Source organism: Aeromonas dhakensis, from assembly GCF_002285935.1.
Lineage (GTDB): Bacteria > Pseudomonadota > Gammaproteobacteria > Enterobacterales > Aeromonadaceae > Aeromonas > Aeromonas dhakensis.
In genome coordinates, this window is the sequence record NZ_CP023141.1 from 1,844,227 (window position 1) to 1,867,459 (window position 23,233).

Annotated in this window: 22 protein-coding genes; 18 read left to right on the top strand and 4 right to left on the bottom strand. The window is 62.2% G+C overall.

The genetic code is table 11. The annotated features are described in order from the left end of the window. The first annotated feature begins 52 nt into the window (after positions 1-52). Entirely contained in the window at positions 53-2,863 is a 2,811-nt protein-coding gene (torS, locus tag CK627_RS09060) for a TMAO reductase system sensor histidine kinase/response regulator TorS (RefSeq protein WP_095592161.1), read from the top strand. Positions 2,864-2,899: 36 nt separating this feature from the next. Here the strand turns inward: torS and CK627_RS09065 are convergent, their stop codons facing one another. Further along, entirely contained in the window at positions 2,900-3,187 is a 288-nt protein-coding gene (locus CK627_RS09065) for a hypothetical protein (protein ID WP_017765166.1), read from the bottom strand. A gap of 420 nt (positions 3,188-3,607) precedes the next feature. On the opposite strand from CK627_RS09065, the gene glyA reads away from it, so the two are divergent. The 15 genes from glyA to CK627_RS09140 all read left to right on the top strand — a co-directional run bounded on the left by glyA (position 3,608) and on the right by CK627_RS09140 (position 18,114). Next, positions 3,608-4,861, top strand: a complete 1,254-nt coding sequence (glyA, locus tag CK627_RS09070) for a serine hydroxymethyltransferase (RefSeq protein WP_017783745.1) — start codon at positions 3,608-3,610, stop codon at positions 4,859-4,861. Positions 4,862-4,942: 81 nt separating this feature from the next. Further along, positions 4,943-5,416, top strand: coding sequence for a hypothetical protein (locus tag CK627_RS09075; protein WP_095592162.1), 474 nt, complete (start codon positions 4,943-4,945; stop codon positions 5,414-5,416). 78 nt (positions 5,417-5,494) lie between these two features. Then, positions 5,495-5,827 (top strand): NIPSNAP family protein, encoded by a 333-nt coding sequence (locus tag CK627_RS09080; RefSeq protein ID WP_095592163.1) that lies wholly within the window; start codon positions 5,495-5,497, stop codon positions 5,825-5,827. A 122-nt stretch (positions 5,828-5,949) separates the two neighbouring features. Next, entirely contained in the window at positions 5,950-6,399 is a 450-nt protein-coding gene (gene nrdR / locus CK627_RS09085; RefSeq protein ID WP_005298086.1) for a transcriptional regulator NrdR, read from the top strand. Positions 6,400-6,495: 96 nt separating this feature from the next. After that, the gene (gene ribD, locus CK627_RS09090) at positions 6,496-7,605 is read left to right on the top strand and encodes a bifunctional diaminohydroxyphosphoribosylaminopyrimidine deaminase/5-amino-6-(5-phosphoribosylamino)uracil reductase RibD (RefSeq protein WP_095592164.1); all 1,110 of its coding nucleotides are present in this window, start codon (positions 6,496-6,498) and stop codon (positions 7,603-7,605) included. Between the two features lie 54 nt (positions 7,606-7,659). Then, complete coding sequence (locus tag CK627_RS09095) at positions 7,660-8,313, top strand: riboflavin synthase (protein WP_017783741.1); 654 nt, start codon at positions 7,660-7,662, stop codon at positions 8,311-8,313. Between the two features lie 141 nt (positions 8,314-8,454). Further along, a complete protein-coding gene (ribBA, locus tag CK627_RS09100) occupies positions 8,455-9,564 on the top strand; it encodes a bifunctional 3,4-dihydroxy-2-butanone-4-phosphate synthase/GTP cyclohydrolase II (protein WP_005298092.1) in 1,110 nt (369 codons plus the stop codon). Positions 9,565-9,695: 131 nt separating this feature from the next. Beyond that, entirely contained in the window at positions 9,696-10,166 is a 471-nt protein-coding gene (gene ribH / locus CK627_RS09105) for a 6,7-dimethyl-8-ribityllumazine synthase (protein ID WP_010633100.1), read from the top strand. 14 nt (positions 10,167-10,180) lie between these two features. After that, positions 10,181-10,594: a transcription antitermination factor NusB gene (nusB, locus tag CK627_RS09110; RefSeq protein ID WP_005298096.1), complete on the top strand. Its 414-nt coding sequence runs from the start codon at positions 10,181-10,183 to the stop codon at positions 10,592-10,594. Between the two features lie 198 nt (positions 10,595-10,792). Beyond that, positions 10,793-11,752, top strand: a complete 960-nt coding sequence (thiL, locus tag CK627_RS09115; protein ID WP_010633101.1) for a thiamine-phosphate kinase — start codon at positions 10,793-10,795, stop codon at positions 11,750-11,752. Further along, on the top strand, positions 11,749-12,243 hold the full coding sequence (locus CK627_RS09120; protein ID WP_017765161.1) for a phosphatidylglycerophosphatase A family protein: 495 nt from the start codon (positions 11,749-11,751) through the stop codon (positions 12,241-12,243). Before thiL ends, CK627_RS09120 begins: the two co-directional genes overlap by 4 nt. Before the next feature lie 510 nt (positions 12,244-12,753). Continuing rightward, a complete protein-coding gene (locus CK627_RS09125; RefSeq protein ID WP_095592165.1) occupies positions 12,754-14,478 on the top strand; it encodes a dipeptide ABC transporter ATP-binding protein in 1,725 nt (574 codons plus the stop codon). Between the two features lie 59 nt (positions 14,479-14,537). Further along, positions 14,538-16,094, top strand: a complete 1,557-nt coding sequence (locus CK627_RS09130; RefSeq protein ID WP_005298104.1) for an ABC transporter substrate-binding protein — start codon at positions 14,538-14,540, stop codon at positions 16,092-16,094. Positions 16,095-16,193: 99 nt separating this feature from the next. After that, entirely contained in the window at positions 16,194-17,168 is a 975-nt protein-coding gene (locus CK627_RS09135; RefSeq protein WP_010633104.1) for an ABC transporter permease, read from the top strand. 4 nt (positions 17,169-17,172) lie between these two features. Then, complete coding sequence (locus tag CK627_RS09140; RefSeq protein WP_005298107.1) at positions 17,173-18,114, top strand: ABC transporter permease; 942 nt, start codon at positions 17,173-17,175, stop codon at positions 18,112-18,114. A 78-nt stretch (positions 18,115-18,192) separates the two neighbouring features. Here the strand turns inward: CK627_RS09140 and dxs are convergent, their stop codons facing one another. From dxs to xseB, 3 genes are read right to left on the bottom strand one after another with little or no spacing between them, the layout of a single operon-like run. Next, positions 18,193-20,058 (bottom strand): 1-deoxy-D-xylulose-5-phosphate synthase, encoded by a 1,866-nt coding sequence (gene dxs, locus CK627_RS09145; RefSeq protein WP_095592166.1) that lies wholly within the window; start codon positions 20,056-20,058, stop codon positions 18,193-18,195. Positions 20,059-20,079: 21 nt separating this feature from the next. Further along, positions 20,080-20,970 carry a (2E,6E)-farnesyl diphosphate synthase gene (ispA, locus tag CK627_RS09150; protein WP_042006897.1) on the bottom strand — a complete coding sequence of 297 codons (891 nt, stop codon included), beginning with the start codon at positions 20,968-20,970 and terminating at the stop codon, positions 20,080-20,082. Beyond that, positions 20,971-21,222: an exodeoxyribonuclease VII small subunit gene (gene xseB / locus CK627_RS09155; RefSeq protein ID WP_095592167.1), complete on the bottom strand. Its 252-nt coding sequence runs from the start codon at positions 21,220-21,222 to the stop codon at positions 20,971-20,973. It abuts the gene before it with no gap. 219 nt (positions 21,223-21,441) lie between these two features. Between xseB and pomA the strand changes: the two genes are divergently transcribed. Continuing rightward, positions 21,442-22,200, top strand: a complete 759-nt coding sequence (gene pomA / locus CK627_RS09160) for a flagellar motor protein PomA (protein WP_005298116.1) — start codon at positions 21,442-21,444, stop codon at positions 22,198-22,200. Between the two features lie 8 nt (positions 22,201-22,208). After that, complete coding sequence (locus CK627_RS09165) at positions 22,209-23,105, top strand: flagellar motor protein MotB (protein WP_005298118.1); 897 nt, start codon at positions 22,209-22,211, stop codon at positions 23,103-23,105. The last annotated feature ends 128 nt before the right edge of the window (positions 23,106-23,233 follow it).

A 23,233-nucleotide genomic window follows, 5' to 3' on the forward strand; every position in this document is an offset into this window, starting at 1 on the left:
AGTGTGGGGCCATATTATCCGGTCAAAGTCGACCACAACCAAGGGGCTTCGCGTGAGAATCTTTTCCGGCCTGGGTGGCAAGCTGCTGCTGGCCTTCTCCCTGATGGCGCTGTTGACCCTGGGGGCCTCCCTGCTGGGCTGGTTCGGGCTCAGCCACCTGCGCCAGCTGGAGCAGGGGGTGCAGCAGACCCTGGCGGATCAGGAGCTGGCCCGCACCCTGGCGCGGCTCGGCGGCGAGATCCAGAGCTCATCTCACCTGCTGGCCTCCGCCACCAGCGAGGGGGAGCGGGTGCATCAGGGGCGGCTGCTCACCCTGCAGGGGCAGCAGATGCAACAGGTGCTGGAGCAGTTGGGTCATGGTGGCGGCAAGCAGACCCCAGATGAGCTGCATCGCCTCAGCCAGACCATCATCGGCAACCTGGGCCAGCAGGGCTGGCTGGTGGGGGAGCGGCTGACGCTGATGGCCGACGGTAGCGCCTTGCGCTCCCGCCTGGTGACGGCCGCCGGTCAGGTGGCGGAGCTGGCCCGCAGCCAGATGGAGAACGCCGAAACCGTGATGGTGGCGGGGCTCGGCTCTCTCTATTCACTGCAGGGGCGGTCTGCAGATCGGGCGATCGATAGGCTGCTGGAACAGGATCTCGACTGGCTGGAGCAGATGACGGAGCTGCGCCATCGCACCCTGATGCAGCAGCAGCGCATCGAGGAGATCTGGCGTAGCGACCGGCAGGAGGGGCTGCAAACCCTGCTGCAGGAGGTGCGCGGTGAGCTGGCCATCCTGCGGCTGCGAGCGGGAGCGGTGACCGATCCGGCCCGCCGCCAGGCGGTGGAGCAGGCGCTGACTGTGCTGGAGCAGAGCGATCGGCTGGTGCAACTGCGCAGCGACTGGCTCGGCAAGGGGGAGGCGCTGCGGGTGCTGGCCGCCGCCAACGACGCCCTGATGGGGAGTCTCAACCGCCAGGTCGGCACCCTGGTCAGTCAGGCCCGCGACTCCTTGGGAGAGAGCCAGCAGGCATTGAGCCAGCGGCTCAAGCTGCTGGAGCAGGCCCTGATGGTGATCGGCCTGCTCACCCTGGTGCTGCTCATCCTGTTGATGTGGCGCATGGTCTATGGTCGCATCGTCTGGCCGCTGCAGCGAACGGTCGCCGGGATGAGCCGGCTGGCGAAGGGGGATCTGGCGCCGCTGACGCCGGTTGGGGAGGTCGGGCGCGACGAGCTGGCGGAGCTGGCGCGGGCGCTGCAGGTGTTTCGTGACAACGCCATCGAACTTGGCCGCTACCAGCGGGAGCTGGAGTCGCGGGTCGAGGAGCGCACGGAGCAGCTCAGCCACGCCAATGCGCGCCTCAACGAGGAGGTGGAGAAGCAGCGGCTGGCTCGCGCCGAGGCGGAGCAGGCCAACCGGGCCAAGTCGGTGTTCCTCGCCACCATGAGCCACGAGATTCGCACCCCCATGAACGGCATCCTCGGCGGCCTCACCCTGCTGGAGGACACCCACCTCAGCGAGACCCAGCAGCGCTACCTGGCCGCCATCGAGCAGAGCGGCGAATCCCTGCTGGAGATCCTCAACGACATTCTCGACTACTCCAAGATCGAGGCTGGCCACGTGGAGGCGCGCCGCGAGCCCTTCTCCCTGCGCCCGCTGGCCGAGGAGCTGATCGCCCTGTTCGGGCCGAGGGCCGACGCGAAAGGGGTGACGCTGGCGCTGGAGTATGCCCCCTCACTTCCCCCCGTGGTGGAGGGGGATCTGGGCAAGCTGCGCCAGGTGCTGGCGAACCTCTTGGGCAATGCAGTCAAGTTTACCGGCGAGGGGCACATCACCCTGGTGGTGGCCCCGTTTGCCTGCGCGGGTCCCTGCGCCGAGCCCTGCATCCGCTTCGTGGTGAAAGACACCGGCCCCGGCATTCCGGCCGGGGAGCAGGAGGCTGTGTTCGAGGCCTTCCGCCAGCGCAAGCGGGACATGGGCCATCAGGGGGGCACGGGGCTGGGGCTTGCCATCAGCCGCCGGCTGGTGGCCGCCATGGGGGGAGAGCTCACGCTCTCCAGCGAGCCGGGGCAGGGCTGTGAGTTCAGCTTCAGCCTGCCGCTGCAGCGTTCGGCGGCCCAGCTGCCGGTCAGCGCCCAGCCGGTGCGCCTCGGCCAGCCGCGGGAGATCCTGCTGGTGGAGGACAACGAGATCAACCGGCTGGTGGCCGAGGGCATGCTGACGCGCCTCGGCCACAGGGTCACCCTGGCCGAGGATGGGCGCAGCGCGCTGGCGCGGGTGACCGAGCGCCCCTTCGAGCTGGCCCTGCTCGACATCAACCTGCCGGACATGGATGGCATGACGCTGCGCGAGGATCTGGTGGCCATCAGCGAGGAGGAGCATGGCTGCGGCCTGCCCGCCATCGCCATCTCGGCCCAGATGTACCCGGAGGATGTGCGCGCCTGTCTGGCGGCGGGGTTTGCCGATTTCGTCGGCAAGCCGGTGCGGCTGGCGGCGCTGGCCGCGGCCATCGACCGTTTGTCTGCGGGGGAGGAGGCGCCTCCCCTGGCGGCGGGCGAGCCGCTCGCTGGTACCGGGACCGCCAACCGGGTGCTGGAGGCGGATCTGACCCTGCTCGGCAGTCAGCGCATCCGCCAGCTCATCGCCCTGTTTGCCGAGCAGGGGGTGCCCTTGGTGGTCGAGCTGGCGCACAGCGAAGGGGAAGCGCAGCGCGCGCTGGCCCACAGGCTCAAGGGCAGCGCCCTGGCGCTCGGGCTGGATGATTTCGCGGCGCAGTGCGCCGCCGTGGAGCAGGGGCAGCTGGATGGGGGGGCGCTGGCCGGGCCGTTTGAGCAGGCGCTGGCCGGTTTGCGGGCGTGGCAGACGAAGCATCTGCCGGATTAGCGGCAAGGAGGCGTGGTTCACGTCCGCGCAGGAAGGTCATTGTTCTTCGCGGTAGAGCGGCTGCCTGCACTGGGCGCAGAGGTGCTGGCGGCGGAAGTCGGCCTGGTGCACCAGGCCCACATCCAGCTGCTGATGATGGCCGCAGTGAATGCAGAAGAGGATGTCGCCATCGATGGCGTCCGGGTGGGCCGCCAGATACTGCTCGCGGGTGGGCAGTTGATCCCACTGGGTGGTGAAAGGGCTCTTGCGACTGCCGGTGTAGTAGATCCAGTAGAACAGCGCGAATACCGAAATAATCAGAAACAGCATCAAGTTATCCAGCATGGCTTACTCCCGTGAGTCTGCGGTGTGACAAGACAAGAGGGTGACGCGAGCAGCAGTTGACCGGATGCGGTGAGGGGCCCTTCCGTTGCCGGCCTGCGCACCGGGCAACTGCTGTGCCTGTTAAAGATGTTATCTGTTAGTAAATGCTATATCCATGATCTGGCTCTGGTTTTTGCCGGCGGATGAGCCATGCTCCGGCTCTTGGCCGAGTGTATCGGTGGCGGATGAAGGGGGGATTGGCTAGGCTGGCGTGGGCTCGCCGGCGGGTCGCAGCCCGCCTGGTCGGTGTGAAATTTGCGACGCATTTTACATTTTTTAAACAAATTTTTGGGTGGTTGGACTGTCTCTTTGATCCAGCTCACGTTACAATGCGCCTGCCCACTTCACCTATCGCGCAAACGATTTTCAGGAGAGAAACGGATGTTGAAACGTGACATGACCATTGCCGGCTATGATCCCCAGCTGTGGCAGGCCATCACAGACGAGACCCGTCGTCAGGAAGAGCATATCGAGCTGATTGCGTCCGAGAACTACACCAGCCCCCGCGTCATGGAAGCCCAGGGCTCCCAGTTGACCAACAAGTACGCCGAAGGTTACCCCTCCAAGCGCTACTACGGTGGTTGCGAGTATGTGGATGTGGTTGAAACCCTGGCTATCGAGCGCGCCAAAGAGCTGTTCGGTGCCACCTACGCCAACGTGCAGCCGCACTCCGGCTCCCAGGCCAACAGCGCCGTCTACATGGCCCTGCTGCAACCGGGCGACACCGTGCTGGGTATGAACCTGGCTCACGGCGGTCACCTGACCCACGGCTCCCCGGTCAACTTCTCCGGCAAGCTGTACAACATCATTCCCTACGGCATCGACGAGTCCGGCAAGATCGACTACGACGAGATGGAACGTCTGGCCGTTGAGCACAAGCCGAAGATGATGATCGGCGGCTTCTCCGCCTACTCCGGCGTTGTCGACTGGGCTCGCATGCGCGAAATCGCCGACAAGATCGGTGCTTGGCTGTTCGTCGACATGGCCCACGTGGCTGGCCTCATCGCCGCCGGTGTCTACCCGAACCCGGTGCCCCACGCTCACGTGGTCACCTCCACCACCCACAAGACCCTGGCCGGTCCGCGCGGTGGTCTGATCCTCTCCGCCGCTGATGACGAGGAGCTCTACAAGAAGCTCAACTCCGCCGTCTTCCCGGGTGGTCAGGGTGGTCCGCTGATGCACGTCATCGCCGGCAAGGCCGTTGCCTTCAAAGAGGCGCTGGAGCCCGAGTTCAAGACCTATCAGGCCCAGGTCGTCAAAAACGCCAAGGCGATGGCTGCCACCTTCATCGAGCGCGGCTACAAGATCGTCTCCGGCGGCACCGACAACCACCTGATGCTGGTTGATCTGATCGGCCGTGAGCTGACCGGTAAGGATGCTGACGCAGCGCTGGGTAAAGCCAACATCACAGTTAACAAGAACTCCGTGCCCAACGACCCGCGCTCCCCGTTCGTCACCTCCGGTGTGCGCATCGGCACCCCGGCCATCACCCGCCGCGGCTTCAAGGAAGCCGAGTCCATCCAGCTGACCCACTGGATCTGCGATGTGCTGGACAACCACGACAACGATGAAGTGCTGGCCAACACCCGCGAGAAGGTGCTGGACATCTGCCGCCGTTTCCCGGTTTACGCATAATCGACCCGCTTTCAGGTTGAACGGCAATGCCACCCTCGGGTGGCATTGTTTTTTGTGGCGTTTGGCAACATGAGAGGGGCCATGAGTCAGCACAGCAAAGAGCAGTTGCAGGGCACAGGGGGCGGGGGCAACGCTGAGCGGGACTTGGCGTCGGCAGCGCTCAGGCAGGCGATCCGCGCCCAGTACCACTTTCGCGCCAGCGAACAGGGGCTGCTGGCCTGGGACGTGCGCCGGCTGGTGTGGCTGAGCCGCGATCTGCCGGTGCAGGCGGTGGCACTGAACGAGATTGCCGAGCTCGACCAGCAGCACTGGTACGGCCATGGCGTCGTCAGCCCCACGGTGCGCAGCGTGGTGGAGCACTGCCAGCTCATGATGGCGGCCGATCTCGCCTATCCCATCCTGCTGGACAGCGCCGGCCGGGTGATGGACGGCATGCACCGGGTGGGCAAGGCATTGATGCTGGGCCACAGCCATATCGAGGCGCGTCGCTTTGCCGTGGATCCGGCGCCCGACTATCAGGATTGTGACCCGGATACCCTGCCTTATGATGATTGAGCCCGGTCGAATGGATGACTGGGATGGGTGCCTAAAACAGCTGTGATGTTCAAGAAACAGATGGCAGGAGATAGTTCAATGAAGAGAGTGCTGGAGATCCGGAACTACCGGCTCAAGGCCGGTAGCCGGGCAGAGTTTCATAGGTTGGTTGCAGAGCAGAGTTTACCGCTGCACCGCGAGTGGGGAATGGATGTGGTGAATCATGGCCCTTCCTTGCACGATCCGGACGTCTATTTTTTGATGCGGGCTTACGCTGATCTTGACGATCTGACCCGTTCACAGGCGGCATTCTATGCCACGGATGCATGGAGAAAAGGTCCGAGAGAAGCCATCGTCGAGCTGATAGAGAGCGACACCAATACTGTGCTCTGGCTGCCTGATGTCGCCATTGATGCACTTCGTGGTTGCTGATGGCATCTGTCACTTCCCTTGTTTTCACGGGCTTTTACCGGTTCCGGATGGCCGTGCTACACTGGCCGGCCTAGAGCCGGCCCCGGTGGTCGGCGCCCTTTTCCGTCAACGCCGGAGGTCCGATGCATTGCCCTTTCTGTAGTGCGGTAGATACCAAGGTGATCGATTCCCGTCTGGTGGCCGAAGGCCATCAGGTACGCCGCCGTCGCGAATGCCTGCTCTGCCACGAGCGCTTCACGACCTTCGAGATGGCCGAGCTGGTCATGCCCCGCGTCATCAAGTCCAACGGCTCGCGCGAGCCTTTCAACGAAGACAAGCTGCGTGCCGGCATCCTGCGGGCACTGGAGAAGCGGCCGGTGAGCATGGAGGCCATCGAGAAGGCGGTCAACCACATCAAATCCCGCCTGCGGGCCACCGGCGAGCGCGAAGTGGCCTCCGAGCTGGTGGGCAACCTGGTGATGGACGAGCTCAAGGGGCTCGACAAGGTGGCCTATATCCGCTTTGCCTCCGTCTATCGCAGCTTTGAAGACATACGTGAATTCGGTGAAGAAATCGCCAAGCTGGAGAAGTGAGTCTTTCTTCCAAACCAGGTTGCCGCGTTCGATTACGCTGCGCTAATCGAACCTACGATATTGCGTAAGCCTGGATGTGCTGTCAGAGGAGCCCAGATGTTTAGTCAAGACGATTACCAATGGATGAGCCGGGCCCTCGAACTGGCCCGCCGCGGCCGTTACACCACGGCGCCCAACCCCTGTGTCGGTGCTGTGCTGGTGAAAGGCGGCGTGGTGGTAGGAGAGGGCTGGCACCAACGGGCCGGTCAGCCCCATGCCGAGGTCTATGCCCTGCACGCGGCCGGTGAAGAGGCCCGCGGCGCCACCGCCTACGTGACCCTGGAGCCCTGTTCCCACCACGGTCGCACCCCGCCCTGCGCCGAGGCGCTGATCAAGGCCGGTGTGAGCCGGGTGGTGGCCGCCATGGTAGACCCCAACCCTCAGGTAGGGGGGCGCGGCCTGCGCATGCTCTCCGAGGCGGGCATCAAGACCGATTTCGGTCTGCTGGCTGCCGAGGCCGAGGCGCTCAACCCGGGCTTTTTCAAGCGGATGCGCACCGCCTTCCCGCAGGTGACGGTCAAGCTCGGTGCCAGCCTGGATGGTCGCACCGCCATGGCGAGCGGCGAGAGCCAGTGGATCACCTCCCCGGAGGCGCGCCGCGACGTGCAGCGACTGCGGGCTCGCCACGATGCGGTGCTCTCCAGCGCCGAAACCGTGCTGGCGGACAACGCCTCCCTCACCGTGCGCTGGGACGAGCTGCCCCCCTCGGTCAAGGCCGTCTATCCCAAAGAGACCCTGCGCCAGCCGCTGCGGGTCATCGTCGACTCGCAGAGCCGGCTGACCCCGGATCTGCCCCTGTTCCAGAGCAAGAGCCCGGTGCTGCTGGCCCGCCACAAGGCGGACGGCGACTGGCCCGCCTGGGTGCAGCAGCTGGAGGTGCCGCTGCTGGATGGCAAGCTGGATCTGGTCAGCCTGTTCATGCTGCTGGCTAAACAGAACGTCAACTCGGTACTGGTGGAGGCGGGGCCACGTCTGTGCGGCGCCCTGCTGGACAAGGGGTTGGTGGACGATCTGGTGCTCTATCAGGCGCCCAAACTGATGGGGGATGAGGGGCGCGGCCTGTTCCACCTGCCGGTGCTGACCCGGCTGTTCCAGGCCCCCAAGCTCAACATCAAGGATGTGCGCATGGTTGGCCAGGATATTCGTATTACCGCCAAAATAGCCTGATTTATCAATGTTAAAGGGGGCATTGTCGCCCCCGTCATCAGCAAGGTGATCTGCATGTTTACCGGAATTATCGAAGCGGTGGGAACCCTGGCCGAGCTGCGTCGCCAGGGCGAAGACATGGCCCTCACCGTGCACGCGCCCACCCTGGATTTCAGCGACGTCAAGCTCGGCGACTCCATCGCCACCAACGGCGTCTGTCTTACCGTGATCGCCCTGGGCGACAAGCGTTATACCGCCGACGTGTCGCTGGAAACCCTCTCTCGCACCGGTTTTTCTGCCGCCAAGGTGGGCGATCGGGTCAACCTCGAGAAGGCGCTGATGCCCACCTCCCGCCTCGGCGGTCACCTGGTCTCCGGCCACGTGGACGGGGTGGGGGAGGTCAAGAGCGTCTCCAGCAGCGGTCGTGCCATCGAGTACTGGATCAAGGCGCCGACGGAGCTCTCCCGCTACATCGCCGAGAAGGGATCCATCGCGGTGGACGGCATCAGCCTCACCGTCAACGCCGTGCAGGGGGATCTGTTCCGGCTGACAATCGTGCCCCACACCGCCCAGGAGACCACCATAGCCGGCTGGAAGCCGGGCAGGAGCGTCAATCTCGAGGTGGATCAGATAGCCCGCTATCTGGAGCGGCTGATGACGGGTCAGCGCCAGGAGAGCAGTGCCTCCACCCTGACCCTGGAGAAGCTGGCCCGCTCCGGTTTCCTGTGATGGATCCTCGGCGGGAAAAACGCTTTTCTGTGATCCCGCTCCGATTGAAATGGGGCCCCGCGTGCCCCATCTAGAGCACAATAGGCAGTATCACGTCGAGCCGACTGGCTCAATCCCCGAAGCATGTTGATGGAGTAGCCCATGGCGCTGAGCACGACCCAGGAAATCATTGCCGATATCAAGGCTGGCAAGATGGTGATCCTGATGGATGACGAAGACAGGGAGAACGAAGGGGACCTCATCATGGCCGCCTCCTGTGTCCGCCCGGAAGATATCAACTTCATGGCCCGTTACGGCCGGGGGCTCATCTGTCTGACCCTGACCCGGGATCGTTGCAAGCAGCTGGCGCTGCCGCTGATGGTCGACCGCAACAACGCCCAGTTCTCCACCGCCTTCACCGTGACCATCGAAGCGGCCGAAGGGGTGACCACCGGCATCTCCGCCGCCGATCGCGCCGTCACCGTGCAGGCGGCGGTGGCGCCCGATGCCAAGGCTTCTGATCTGGTGCAGCCCGGCCACATCTTCCCGCTGATGGCGCAGGATGGTGGCGTGCTGACTCGCGCCGGCCACACCGAGGCAGGTTGTGACCTGGCCCGGCTGGCCGGTTACGAGGCCGCTTCCGTCATCGTCGAGATCCTCAACGAAGATGGCACCATGGCGCGCCGACCGGATCTGGAGATCTTCGCCGAGCAGCACGGCATCAAGCTTGGCACCATTGCGGATCTCATCGAATACCGCAACCAGCATGAGACCACAGTCGAGAAGGTGGCCGAGTGCAAGTTGCCCACCGAATATGGCGAGTTTGACCTCATCACCTTCCGCGACACCATCGACAACCAGGTGCACTTCGCCCTCAAGAAAGGCGAGGTGAGTGCCGAGCAGCCGACCCTGGTGCGGGTCCATCTGCACGACGTGCTGAGCGATCTGCTGCAGACCGACCGCCACGCCGCCCGCAGCTGGCCGCTGCCCAAATCCATGGCCCGCATCGCCGACGAGGGCGGGGTGCTGGTGATCCTGGGGGCGGAAGCCCACGGTGCCGAGCTGCTGGCCAGGGTCAAGGGCTTCGAGGCCGCCGACAAGGGGCTGGCGCCGGAAGGAGCCAAGTGGCAGGGCACCTCGCGCCGGGTCGGCGTCGGCTCCCAGATCCTCAAGGCGCTGGGTGTGGGCAAGATGCGCCTGCTGAGCTCGCCGAAGAAGTATCACGCCCTCGGCGGCTTCGGCCTGGAAGTGGTGGAGTATGTCGGCGAGTAAGCGCCGCATACGGCTGAAATCATCCTCATGGCCGCCCGTTGCGGCCATGGTTTTTTGTCGTGGGTCTGTTGTGCTAGAATGTGCGCACTTTTGACTCCGGCCCTTTTGCTTTCACAGATACAGGATTTCCAATGAAGGTTATCGAAGGAAATATCGCCGCTCCTGAAGCGCGCGTTGCGATTGTCGTTGCTCGTTTCAACAGTTTCATCAACGACAGCCTGGTGAGTGGTGCACTGGACGTACTGAAGCGTCAAGGCCAGGTACAGGACAGCAACCTGACCCTGGTGAAAGTGCCGGGCGCGGTTGAAATGCCGCTGGTCATCAAGAAACTGGCCAAGAGCGGCAAGTATGACGCCATCGTGGCAGTCGGCACCGTCATTCGTGGCGGCACCTACCACTTCGATCTGGTCGCCAACGAGAACAGCAAGGGCATGGCCCAGGTAATGATGGAATATGAAATTCCGGTTGCCTTCGGCGTACTGACCACTGAAAACATTGAACAAGCCATCGAGCGTGCAGGTACCAAGGCGGGTAACAAGGGTGCAGAGGCTGCACTGGCAGCGCTCGAAATGATCAACGTCCTGAAAGAACTGGACGTGTAACGAGGAGAAATGCATTGAAACCGTCTGAGCGCCGCAAGGCCCGCCATTGCGCCACCCAGGCCATCTACCAGTGGCAGATGACCAAGGCCAACGTGGGCGACATCGAAGAGCAGTTCAAGATCGATCAGGACACCAAGGGTGTGGATCTGAACTACTTCCGCGATCTGCTGTTCGGGGTAGCCCTCCACTGCAATGAGCTGGACAAGGTCTTCGCACCTTTCCTCTCCCGTCCGCTGGAAGAAGTGGACATGGTGGACAAGGCGATCCTGCGTCTGGCGACCTATGAGCTGACCCGTCGTGATGATGTGCCGCCGCGCGTGGTGATCAACGAAGCGATCGAGCTGGCCAAAGCCTTTGCTGCCGATGACAGCCACAAGTTTGTCAACGGTGTACTGGACAAGGTGATCAAGTCGCTGGACAAGCGCTGATCCCTGCGTTCATCAGCATTCCATGCTGATCGATGCTCTGTCGCGAGCCGTCGTCAGCAAGGTGAAGCGCAGCGCCTGGCCGACGTGTATGGAAATACATGAAGAGCCCGGCAGCGACCAGCCTTGAACACGGTCTCGCAGCAAGAGCCGCAACAGCATCTAATAGAGGAGCCAGCTTAATCGCTGGCTTTTTACTGTATGGGTGAATTTGAGCTGATTGATAAGTACTTCAAGGTCCCCCACGCCCGCAAGGACGTGGTGATGGGCCCTGGGGACGACTGCGCCCTGCTGACCCTGCCCCCCGACACCCAGCTGGCGGTGAGCACGGATACCCTGGTGAGCGGCGTACACTTCTTTCCCGACATGGATCCGGTAGACCTCGGCTACAAGGCGCTGGCGGTCAATCTCTCCGATCTGGCCGCCATGGGCGCCGAGCCGCGCTGGGTATCGCTGGCGCTGACCCTGCCCACCGTCAACGAAGCCTGGGTAGCCGGTTTTGCGGAAGGCTTCCTCGAGCTTGCCGAATACTACAACGTGGCACTGGTGGGCGGGGACATGACCCGCGGCCCGCTCTCCATCACGGTATCGGTCAAGGGCTCGGTGCCGGCCGGCCGTGCCCTGCTGCGCAGCGGTGCCAAGGCCGGCGACGGTGTCTATGTGACCGGCACCCTGGGGGATGCCGCGCTGGCGCTCTCCCACCTGCTGGCCAAGCGCACCCTCAACGAGAACCAGCTGGCGGCCGTGCTGCCGCGCCTCGATCACCCCCATCCCCGCATTCTGGCCGGTCAGGCCCTGCGCGGACTGGCCAGCAGCGCGCTGGATCTCTCCGACGGCCTGGCCTCGGATCTCGGCCACGTTCTCAAGGCGTCCGGCGTGCGGGCCCAGATCGATCTCGGTCTGCTGCCGCTCTCACCCGTGCTGCAGGATGCGGTGAGCGAGCAGGATGCCTGGCAGCTGGCGCTGGCCGGTGGCGATGACTACGAGCTCTGTTTCACCGTACCGGAGGAGCATCGCGGCGCGCTGGACACGGCGCTGGCCAACTGCGGCGTCAAGTTCACCCGCATCGGCCGGATCCTGGCCGGTGAGCCCGGCATCGACTATCTGCACGGTGAGCAACCGGTCGAGCTGACGCTGAAAGGGTGGGATCACTTCGCATGAGCTGGTTCATGATAAAGCCCGAGCTGAAGCGGCTGAACCTCAGGAACCCGCTTCACTTCCTGGCGGTGGGGTTTGGCTCCGGCCTCTCGCCCAAGGCGCCCGGCACCATGGGGACGCTGGCCGCCATCCCGCTCTACCTGCTGGTGAGCGGCTTGCCGACAGCCTGGTTTATTGCCCTGCTGGTGGTGGGTTTCGTGGCGGGCATCCGCATCTGTCAGAGCGCCACCGATGCCATCGGCATGCCGGATCACGGCGCCATCGTCTGGGACGAGGTAATCGGCTTTGGCATCACCATGATAGCGGCGCCGGACGGCTGGGAGTGGGTGCTGGCCGGCTTCGTGCTGTTTCGCCTGTTCGACGTGCTCAAGCCCTGGCCCATCTCCTGGTTTGATCGCCGCATCCACGGTGGCTTCGGCATCATGCTCGACGATCTCATCGCCGCCCTGTTCGCCCTGTTTTGTATGCAATTGCTGGCATACTGGCTGGGGTGACGGGGATTACGAGGGGGAATGCAGCGCTGGCATCCCCCTATTTATCTCTGTTTAGTTTTCATTCATCGGCATATGCTGCCGTTAAAAAATCATTTCACATAAATATTCACTACTCATTCGAGGCTTGAGACTATTGTGTCAATAGTGAATATTCCCGCCTGTTACACCCTTGTTGAAAGTAAAAGCACTAGATCGTCATTTATGTGGTCATAAAGTCTGGATATGTGATTGTAGTCATCATTTATGACTGCTGAGCTGGCTGCTAACTGAGCAAAGTATTGCGAAATTGTATAACCCGATCATTTACACTCGCCGTCAAACCGTCTAAGTTACTCGCGGGTTATTCCAAAAAAATGCAAAAAACCCGCCCGGATCGCTGGTTTCGTTGTCTCATGGATTGAGCGTTTAGTCGTCATATCAAACACTCACGATCACGCCAAGGCACGACCGGCATCTGCGGCCGATTTACGGACGAATTATTTGGGACGGATGTCCCCCGCAGAGGTAACCATGTCCTTGCTCGAAGTGAAAAACTTGCGGATCGAGTATCCCTCCCGCTACGGGGTACTGGCCGCAGTGAAGGATCTCTCTTTCTCCATCGAAAAAGGGGAGATAGTCGGTGTCGTGGGTGAATCCGGCGCCGGCAAGTCTACCATCGGCAACGCCGTCATCGATCTCCTGAGCCCGCCGGGTCGCATCGCCCGTGGCGATATCTACCTCAATGGCGAGCTCATCTCCGGCAAGAGCCAGAACGAGATGCGGGCCATTCGCGGCTCGCGCATCGGTTTCATCTTTCAGGACCCCATGACCTCCCTCAACCCGCTGTTCACCGTCGAACATCAGCTGGTTGAAACCATCCTGGCCAACACCGACCTGTCCCGTGAGGCTGCCTTTGCCAAGGCACTCGAGCTGATGAAGGCGGTCGGGATCCCGAGCCCGGAGCTGCGCATCAAGCAGTATCCGCACCAGTTCTCCGGCGGTATGCGCCAGCGGGTGGTGATTGCCATCGCCCTCTCCGGCGATCCCGAGCTCATCATCGCCGACGAGCCGACCACGGCGCTGGACGTCTCCATCCAGGATCAGATCCTCCAGCTCATCCGCACCCTCTGCAAGGAGCGGCAGGTGGGCTGCATGCTGGTGACCCACGACATGGGCGTGGTCTCCAACGTCACCGACAAGGTGGCGGTCATGTATCGCGGCGATCTGGTGGAGTTCGGCACCACGGAACAGGTGCTGGGTCGCCCCAACCACCCTTATACCCGCAGCCTCATCTCCGCGGTGCCCCGCTCGGATGTGAAGCTGGTGCGCTTCCCGCTGGTCTCCTATATCGAGGATGCCGGCGCGGCGGATACCAGCATCGATCTCAAGACCCACTGGCTGGGCCAGAGCCAGGACGAACGCGCCTATGAAGGGGCGCTGCTGCGGGTGGAAAACGTGGATCTGAAGTTCGTCACCAAGGATTCCTTCTTCCCGAGCCGTCGCCAGTATGTACGGGCCTGCAACAACATCAGCTTCGAGATCTTCGAAGGTGAGACCTTCGGCCTGGTGGGGGAGTCTGGCTCCGGCAAGTCGACCATCGCCCGCGCCATCACCGGCCTCTATCCGCCCGATACCGGCAAGATCTTCTTCGAGGGGATCGACTTGACCGCCCTCAAGGGTGAGCATGAGCGTCGCCCATTGCGTCGCCAGATGCAGATGGTGTTCCAGAACCCTTATTCGTCGATGAACCCGCGCATGAAGGTGCGCGACATCATTGCCGAGCCGATCCGCTTCCACAAGCTGGCGAGCAGCGAGAGCCAGATCGCCGGCATAGTGGGGGATCTGCTGGATCACGTTGGCCTCGGCCGCGGCGTCGGGGTCAAGTATCCCCATGAGTTCTCCGGCGGTCAGCGTCAGCGCATCTCCATCGCCCGGGCCCTGGCGACCCGGCCCCGTTTCCTCATCTGCGACGAGCCCACCTCGGCGCTGGATGTGTCGGTCCAGGCCCAGATCCTGAACCTGCTCAAGGATCTGCAGCAGGAGCTTGGCCTCACCATGCTGTTCATCAGCCACGATCTGCCGGTCATCCGCCAGATGTGCGATCGCATCGGGGTGATGCAGCACGGTCACCTGGTGGAGGTGGCCGAGACCGAGAAACTGTTTACCAATGCCGAGCATGAGTACAGCCGCAAGCTGATCTCCCTCATGCCGGAGTTCAAGGGAATGTCCCGCGAGGGGCTGGAAATCGCAAGCTAGGAAAGCACCGGCTCGCCGGTATCTATGTCAATAAAAAAGCCAAAAGCATGGAGAAAACAATGAAAAAAGGATTGTCCAAGATTGCACTGGCGCTGTTTGCCGCTGGTTTCGCCTTTAACGTCTCCGCTGTCGACATCAAGGTCGGTGTCGCCTCTGACGCCACCTCGCTGGACCCGCAGGAGCAGCTCTCCGGTCAGACCCTGGAGATGTCCCACCTGGTGTTCGACCCCCTGATGCGTTACACCCAGGACCTGCAGTTCGAGCCGCGCCTGGCCGAGAAGTATGAGCGTATCGACGACAAGACCGTCCGCTTCTTCCTGCGCAAGGGCGTCAAGTTCCACTCTGGCAACGACTTCACCGCCGACGACGTGGTGTGGACCGTCAACCGTCTGAAGTCCTCCGTCGACTTCAAGGCCATCTTCGACCCCATCGCCGAAGTGAAGAAGGTCGATGAGTACACAGTGGATCTCGTCACCGCCAAGCCATTCCCGCTGGTGCTGCAGACCGTGACCTACATCTTCCCGATGGACTCCAAGTTCTATACCGGCAAGACAGAGGCGGGCAAGGACAAGGGCGAGATCGTCAAGAACGGCGACTCCTACGCCTCCACCCACGTCTCCGGTACCGGCCCGTTCAGCGTCAAGTTCCGCGAGCAGGGCGTGAAGCTGGAGTACGTGCGCAACGCCAACTACTGGGACAAGGCCTCCAAGGGCAACGTTGACAACCTGACCGTGGTGCCCATCAAGGAAGACGCCACCCGCGTGGCGGCCCTGCTGGGTGGCGACGTGGACATGATCTACCCGGTTGCGCCGAACGATCTGGAGCGCGTGAAGAACGGCAAGGACACCCAGCTGGTGACCCTGTCCGGTACCCGCGCCATCATCATCGAGCTGAACCAGAACACCAACCCGGCGCTGAAAGACAAGCGCGTGCGTCAGGCGATCAACTACGCCATCAACCAGGTGGGTATCGTCGAGAAGATCAACAAGGGCTTTGGCACCCCCGCCGGCCAGCTGAGCCCGAAAGGCTATGCCGGTCACAACGAGGCGCTCAAGCCCCAGTATGACCTGGCCAAGGCCAAGGAGCTGATGAAGGAAGCCGGCTACGAGAAGGGCTTCAAGATGAGCTTCATCTCCCCGGCTGCCCGCTATGTCAACGACGTCAAGATTGCCCAGGCCGTCTCCGCCATGCTGGCCAAGATCAACATCAAGGTGGATCTGAAGACCATGCCGGTGGCCCAGTACTGGCCGGAGTTTGACAAGTGCGCCGCGGACATGCAGCTGATCGGCTGGCACTCCGACACCGAAGATACCGCGAACTTCTTCGAGTTCCTGACCTTCACCAAGGATGCCAAGACCGGCATGGGCCAGTACAACTGTGCCGGCTATGCCAACGCCGAGGCTGACAAGCTGGTCGAGCAGGCCAATGCCGAGACCGACCCGGCCAAGCGCGCCGAGATGCTGAAGAAGGTCGAAGCCATGCTGATCGACGACGCCGCCTACGTGCCGCTGCACTGGGAAGATCTGGCCTACGGCGCCAAGAAGAACGCCGACATCAAGCCGGTGGTCAACGTAATGAACTTCCCTTACCTGGGTGACCTGGTGGTCGGCAAGTAAGCGCAAGTCGCAAGGAAGGACGGGGCGGGGTGGTCAGCCGGCCACCCCGCCTGCTAACAGAAGCCTGTGCCATGACACAGGCCACGTAGAAGGACAAGCATGTTTACATTCCTGCTGAAACGGTTCTATCAGGCCGTGATAGTGATGTTCGTCATCAGCCTGGTCGCCTTCTCCATCCAGGACAACCTGGGGGATCCGCTGCGCGAGCTGGTGGGACAATCCGTCTCCGAAGCCCAGCGCCACGAATTGCGCGAGAAGATGGGCCTCAACGATCCTTTCCTCGTCAAATACAGCCGCTTCTTGAAGAACGCGGTACACGGGGATCTGGGCACTTCCTACTTCTTCAAGCGACCCGCTCTCGAGGTTATCCTCGACAAGCTGGTGGCTACTCTTGAGCTGGTGTTTGGCGCTGCGCTGATCATCGTGGTGGTCTCCATTCCGCTTGGGGTCTACTCGGCGATCCGCCCGCACAGCATACCGACCAAGATCATCATGGCGGGGAGCAGCATCGGTATCTCGATCCCGGTGTTCCTGACCGCCATCATGCTGATGTACCTCTTCTCCATCCAGTTGGGCTGGCTGCCGGCCTACGGCCGCGGCGAGACCTACAACCTGCTGGGCTGGGAGTCTGGTTTCTTCACCTGGGACGGCATCAAGCATCTGATCCTGCCCTGTGTGGCACTCTCCTCCATCATGCTGCCGCTGTTCATCCGGCTGGTGCGCTCCGAGATGCTGGAGCAGCTCTCCTCCGAGTACGTCAAGTTCGCCCGCGCCAAGGGGCTGGACAACAACAAGGTCTATTACCAGCACGCCCTGAAGAACACCATGCTGCCGGTCATCACGGTGGGCGGGGTACAGATCGGCACCATGGTGGCCTACACCATACTGACCGAGAGCGTGTTCCAGTGGCCGGGGACCGGCTTCCTCTTCCTCGAGGCGATCCACCGGGTCGATACCCCGTTGATCACCGCCTACGTCATCTTCGTGGGCTTGATCTTCGTGGTGACCAATACTCTGGTCGACCTGCTCTACGGGTTGATCAACCCAACCGTTAACCTGACTGCCAAGGGGTAAGCGCATGACTAATGCTGTAACTGCAAGCCCAAGCCGTTGGGCCCGATTTAAAAATTCCGACATCGTCTACTACTTCCTGCGGGACAAGGTAGCCATGTTCAGCTTTGCGGTGTTCGTGGTATTCGTGCTGGCCGCCATGCTGGCGCCCTGGCTCGCCCCGTACAACGTCTATGACCAGACCAGCTTCGATCTGATGGATGCCGAACTGCCGCCCTCCTGGCTGGCAGGGGGCGAGGAGCGCTTCTGGCTCGGCACCGACAACCAGGGTCGCGACATCTGGAGCACCATCCTCTATGGCGCCCGCATCTCGCTCACCATAGGTCTGTTCGCGGTGGGGCTGCAGCTGGTGCTCGGCATCGTCATCGGCCTGCTGGCCGGCTACTTCGGTGGCCGCATCGACAGCCTGTTGATGCGCTTTGCCGACGTGCAGCTGTCGTTCTCCACCATGATGGTGGCGATCATCATCTCCGCCATCTTCCAGGCGACGTTTGGTTCCGAGTTCTACTCCAAGTTCGCCATTCTGATGCTGGTGGTGATCATCGGCATCGCCGAGTGGCCGCAGTACGCCCGTACCGTGCGCGCCTCGGTGCTGGCGGAGAAGAAGAAGGAGTATGTGGAAGCGGCCAAGGTGATGGGTTTTCGTGCCCCGCGCATCATGTTCCGCCACATTCTGCCCAACTGCCTGTCGCCGATCCTGGTCATCTCCACGGTGCAGGTGGCCAACGCCATCATGAGCGAGGCGGCCCTCTCCTTCCTGGGGTTGGGGATGCCGGTGGATCAGCCATCGCTGGGCTCGCTCATCAGCGTGGGCTTCAACTACATCTTCTCCGGCTCCTGGTGGATCACCGCCTTCCCGGGCATCTGCCTGGTGGTGCTGGTGCTGGTCATCAACCTGTTGGGTGACTGGCTGCGGGATGTGTTCAATCCCAAGCTCTACAAGGGCTGATGGTCACAGATAAACAAACGAGACAGACAAACGAAAAGGGCGCCATAACGGCGCCCTTTTGCTGTGTGTGCTGAGGGATCAAGCCTGCAGCCACTGCTCGATGCTGCGCTGGATGCCGGCGCCATCGAGCCCCAGCAGAGCGTAGATCTCCTCCTGGGTACCCTGCTCCACGAAGCGATCCGGCAGGCCGAGGTTGAGCACCGGCTTGCACTGTTTGCTGCGCATCAGCAGCTCGTTCACCGCAGAGCCCGCGCCGCCCATGATGGCGTTGTCCTCGAGGGTCACGAAGTGATCGTGGGTCGCGGCCAGGGAGAGCACCAGCGCCTCGTCCATCGGCTTGACGAAACGCATGTCCACCAGGGTGGCATCGAGCGCCTCGGCGGCCGCTTTGGCCTGTTGCAACAGGGTGCCGAACGCCAGGATGGCGGTGCCTTTGCCCTGACGCACAATCCGCCCCTTGCCGAGCGCCAGCGCCTGCATCTCGCTCTCCACCTGGACGCCGGTGCCGCTGCCGCGGGGGTAGCGTACCGCCGCCGGCCCGTTGCACTGGTAGCCGGTGTAGAGCATCTGACGGCATTCGTTCTCGTCGGACGGGGTCATGATCACCATGTTGGGCACGGTGCGCAGGAAGCTGATGTCGAACGCCCCCTGATGAGTCGGGCCGTCGGCCCCCACCAGACCGGCCCGGTCGATGGCGAACAGCACCGGCAGCTCTTGCAGCGCCACATCGTGGATCAGCTGGTCGTAGGCCCGCTGCAGGAAGCTCGAGTAGATGGCGACCACCGGCTTCTGGTCGGCGATGGCGAGACCGGCGGCGAAGGTGACCGCGTGCTGCTCGGCGATGGCCACGTCGAAGTAGCGATCCGGATACTGCTGGCTGAACTTCACCAGGCCGGAGCCTTCGCGCATGGCCGGGGTGATGCCGACCAGCCGCTCATCCTTGGCCGCCATGTCGCACAGCCACTGGCCGAAGATGGCGGAGAAGCTCGGCTTGCCGCCACTCGCCTTGGGTAGGGTGCACTCGTCCGGATTGAACTTGGGCACGCCGTGATAACCGATGGGGTCCTTCTCGGCGGGCTCGTAGCCCTTGCCCTTCTTGGTCTTGACGTGCAGCAGCTGCGGCCCCTTGAGGTTGCGCATGTTGCGCAGGGTCTCGACCAGGGCGTTGATGTCGTGGCCGTCGATGGGGCCGATGTAGTTGAAGCCGAACTCCTCGAACAGGGTGCCAGGCACCACCATTCCCTTGAGGTGTTCCTCGGCCCGCTTGGCCAGCTCCTTGACTGGCGGCAGGCCGGCCAGCACCTTCTTGCCACCCTCACGGATGGTGGTGTAGAGCTTGCCGGACATGATGCGGGCCAGGTGGTTGTTCAGTGCCCCGACATTTTCGGAGATGGACATCTCGTTGTCGTTGAGCACCACCAGCATGTCCTTGTGGACATCGCCGGCGTGATTGAGTGCCTCGAACGCCATACCGGCGGTGATGGCGCCATCGCCGATCACGGCCACCACCTTGCGCCCCAGCCCTTCGCTCTCGGCCGCCACGGCCATGCCGAGCGCCGCACCGATGGAGGTGCTGGAGTGACCGACGGAGAGCACGTCATATTCGCTCTCGCCGCGCCAAGGGAAGGGGTGCAGACCGTCTTTCTGGCGGATGCTCTGCATCCGGTCACGGCGACCAGTGAGGATCTTGTGGGGATAAGCCTGGTGGCCCACGTCCCACACCAGTCGATCGAACGGGGTGTTGTAGACGTAGTGCAGCGCCACCGTCAGTTCGACGGTGCCGAGCCCGGAGGCAAGATGGCCACTGGAGCGACTCACCGAACGCAGCAGATATTCACGCAGTTCGTTGCACAGCACAGGCAGTCGCTCGAAGGGCAGGGATCGCAACTCGACCGGCGTATCCGCGAGGGCCAGGTTGGGGAAATTGCTTATATCAACGCTCATATTGTTACTGTTATCCAGCGTTTAGTGGGTTCGCTCGATGATGTAATCGGCAAACGCTTCCAGAATGTCGGTATTGTAGGGCAAAGATTGCAAGGCTGTTAAGGCTTTACCATGCAGTTCGCGAGCCAGCTCACGGGCATTGTCGAGCCCAAGCAGTGCCGGATAGGTACTCTTTTCCAGCGCCAGATCGGAACCTTGTCGCTTGCCGAGGGTGGCGGTGTCACCCGTGATGTCGAGGATGTCATCCTGTACCTGGAAGGCGAGACCGATGGCGGCGGCATAGGTTTGCAGCGCGCTCAGGGTAGTTTCATCCACATCGGCCTTGCACAGGGCACCGAGCGCCACGGCGCACTCGATGAGGGCCCCGGTCTTGTGGCGGTGTACCTGTTCCAGTTCGGCCAGGGTGATCTGGCGCCCCTCCGCCTGCAGATCCAGCGCCTGGCCACCGCACATGCCGAGATAGCCGGAGGCGCGGGCCAGCCGGCTCAGCATCCGCACCCGGTTGCCCAAAAGCGAATCCGGCATCGGGTGATCAGCCAGAATGGCGAAGGCCAGGGTCTGCAGGGCGTCACCGGCCAAAATGGCGGTGCCTTCATCAAATGCCTTGTGCACCGTCGGCTGACCGCGACGCAGATCGTCGTCATCCATGGCGGGCAGATCGTCGTGCAGCAGGGAGTAGGCGTGGATGCACTCCACCGCGGCGGCGGGGCCGTCCAGCAGCTCGCTCTTGACGCCCAGCATCTCGCCGACGGCGTAGACCAGAAAGGGGCGCACCCGTTTGCCGCCCAGCAGCAGACCATAGCGCATGGCATCGCGCAGGCGGGGGGCCATGGGCGGCAAGGATTCAAGTTGTGCAGAGAGACAGTCGTCAATACGTTGCCGGTGCAGGCGGGAAAAATCGTCCAGCGTCACTCACTCCTCTCCTTGCTCTGGCCGGAAGGGAACTGCGTGCTCGCTGCCATCGGCCTGAGTCAGCAGGATCTGGATCTTCTGCTCGGCCTGCTCCAGCTTCTGCTGGCCGGCACGCACCAGGTGAATGCCCTGTTCGAACTGCTTGAGGGCCTCTTCCAGCGGCAGGGAGCCCTGTTCCAGTTGATGAACTATGGTTTCCAGCTCTTCCAGAGTGGCATCAAAACTCAGGCGGTCGATTTTTTTACTGGCCATGTCCATCCTCGGGGATTGAAAAAAACGGCTTATCTTAACATCGACGGCGGGCAGGGGGGAGGCAGAAAAATGCCATCGGCTTAAACTCTCGGAAAAGTGGCCGATAATAAGCCATCTTCCAAAGGGGAAAATGGTAGCGGCCCTTGCCGCTGGTGAGCCAATAGCAGAAAATTCAACAAACTACAGATACAACAAATTTCAGCTGACAGGAGTAGGGATGTGGATCTAGGTAGTCTGATTGGCATAGTGCTGGGATTTGGGGTGGTCATCTATGGCATGCTGCTGGGTGGCCCTGTGGGGATGTACATTGACGTTCCTTCAATCTGCATCACGGTGTTAGGCTCCATCTTTATCGCCATGATGAAGTTCAACATCGGCCAGTTCCTGATGGCGTTCAAGGTGGCCGGCAAGGCATTCATGTACAAGGGAGACAAGCTCGACGATCTGATCGTCAAGGCGGTCGAGCTGGCCGATGCGGCCCGCAAGGGCGGTTTTCTGGCGCTGGAAGCGGCCGAGGTGCCCAACCCCTTCATGAAAAAGGGCATCGACATGCTGGTGGACGGTCACGACGCCGACGTCATCCGTGCCGTGATGGAAAAAGACATAGAGCTCACCGCCGAGCGCCATGTCATCGCCATCAAGGTGTTTCGCTCGCTGGGGGATCTGGGGCCGGCCATGGGGATGATAGGTACCCTGGTCGGGCTGGTGGCCATGCTGGCCAACATGAGCGATCCCAAATCCATCGGCCCGGCCATGGCGGTAGCCTTGCTCACCACTCTGTACGGCGCCATCGAGGCCAACATGCTTGCCATCCCCATCGCCGACAAGCTGGAGCTGCGCAGCGGTGAGGAGAAGCTGAGTCGCTGCCTGGTGCTGGACGCCATCATGGGCATCCAGGATGGCCAGAACCCGCGGGTGATCCAGTCCATGTTGCAGAACTACCTCAACCAGTCGAAACGCAACAATGGCGATGAATAGGGGGCTGTATGTCTGATTGCAAATGTCCGCCCCCCGGGCTGCCCGGTTACATGGGGACTTTCGCCGATCTGATGTCGCTCTTGATGTGCTTCTTCGTGCTGCTGCTCTCGTTTGCCGAGATGGATGTGCAGAAGTTCAAGCAGATTGCCGGCTCCATGGAGAAGGCGTTCGGGGTGCAGAACATCCTCGAGGTGAAGGACATCCCCAAGGGAACCTCTGTCATTGCCCAGGAGTTCAGACCGGGTCGCCCGGAACCAACACCCATCGATACCATCATGCAGCAGACTATCGACATGACCCAGACCGAGCTGGAATTCCAGCCCGGTGATGCCGACAAGGCTGGCGGTCATGACAAGAGCGAAGACAAGCTGGTGGGGGGCGATACCCAGCAGGAGGCGCAGAAACAGCAGCAGGAGCAGTCCAATGCGCTGGCCAAGGCGCTGGCGGATCAGATGAAGGCGCAGATCCAGGATGGGGCGATCGAGATTGAGGCGCTGGGCCAGCAGATCATCATCCGGATCCGCGAGAAAGCCGCCTTCCCGGCGGGCTCCGCCTTCCTGCAGCCCCAGTTCTGGCCTGTGGTGCGCAAAGTTGCCGCCTTGCTCAAGGATGTACCGGGCGAGATCACCATCTCCGGTCATACCGACAACGTGGCCACTGAGGATGAGCTGTTCCAGTCCAACTGGGAACTCTCCTCCCAGCGGGCGGTGGCGGTGGCTCATCAGATGATCAAGGTGCCCGGTTTTGATGGCAGCCGGCTGGTGGTGCAGGGCATGGCGGATACTCAGCCGCTGGTGCCCAACACGACACCGGAAAACCGGCGCATGAACCGGCGGGTGGAGATCTCCATCATGCAGGGCAAGCCGACCGTATCTGCGCCGATCAGCGCCCAGGAGCAGAAATAGTCACAGACAATTGTGATGTCAAAGCGCGATCTGCCTCGCAGGGACCGACATGGATTTTGTGCCGGCTTCATATTAAGATGCCTCATCCGAACCGACAGCTGCGGCTCTCTCTGATAGCCGCAGCTTCT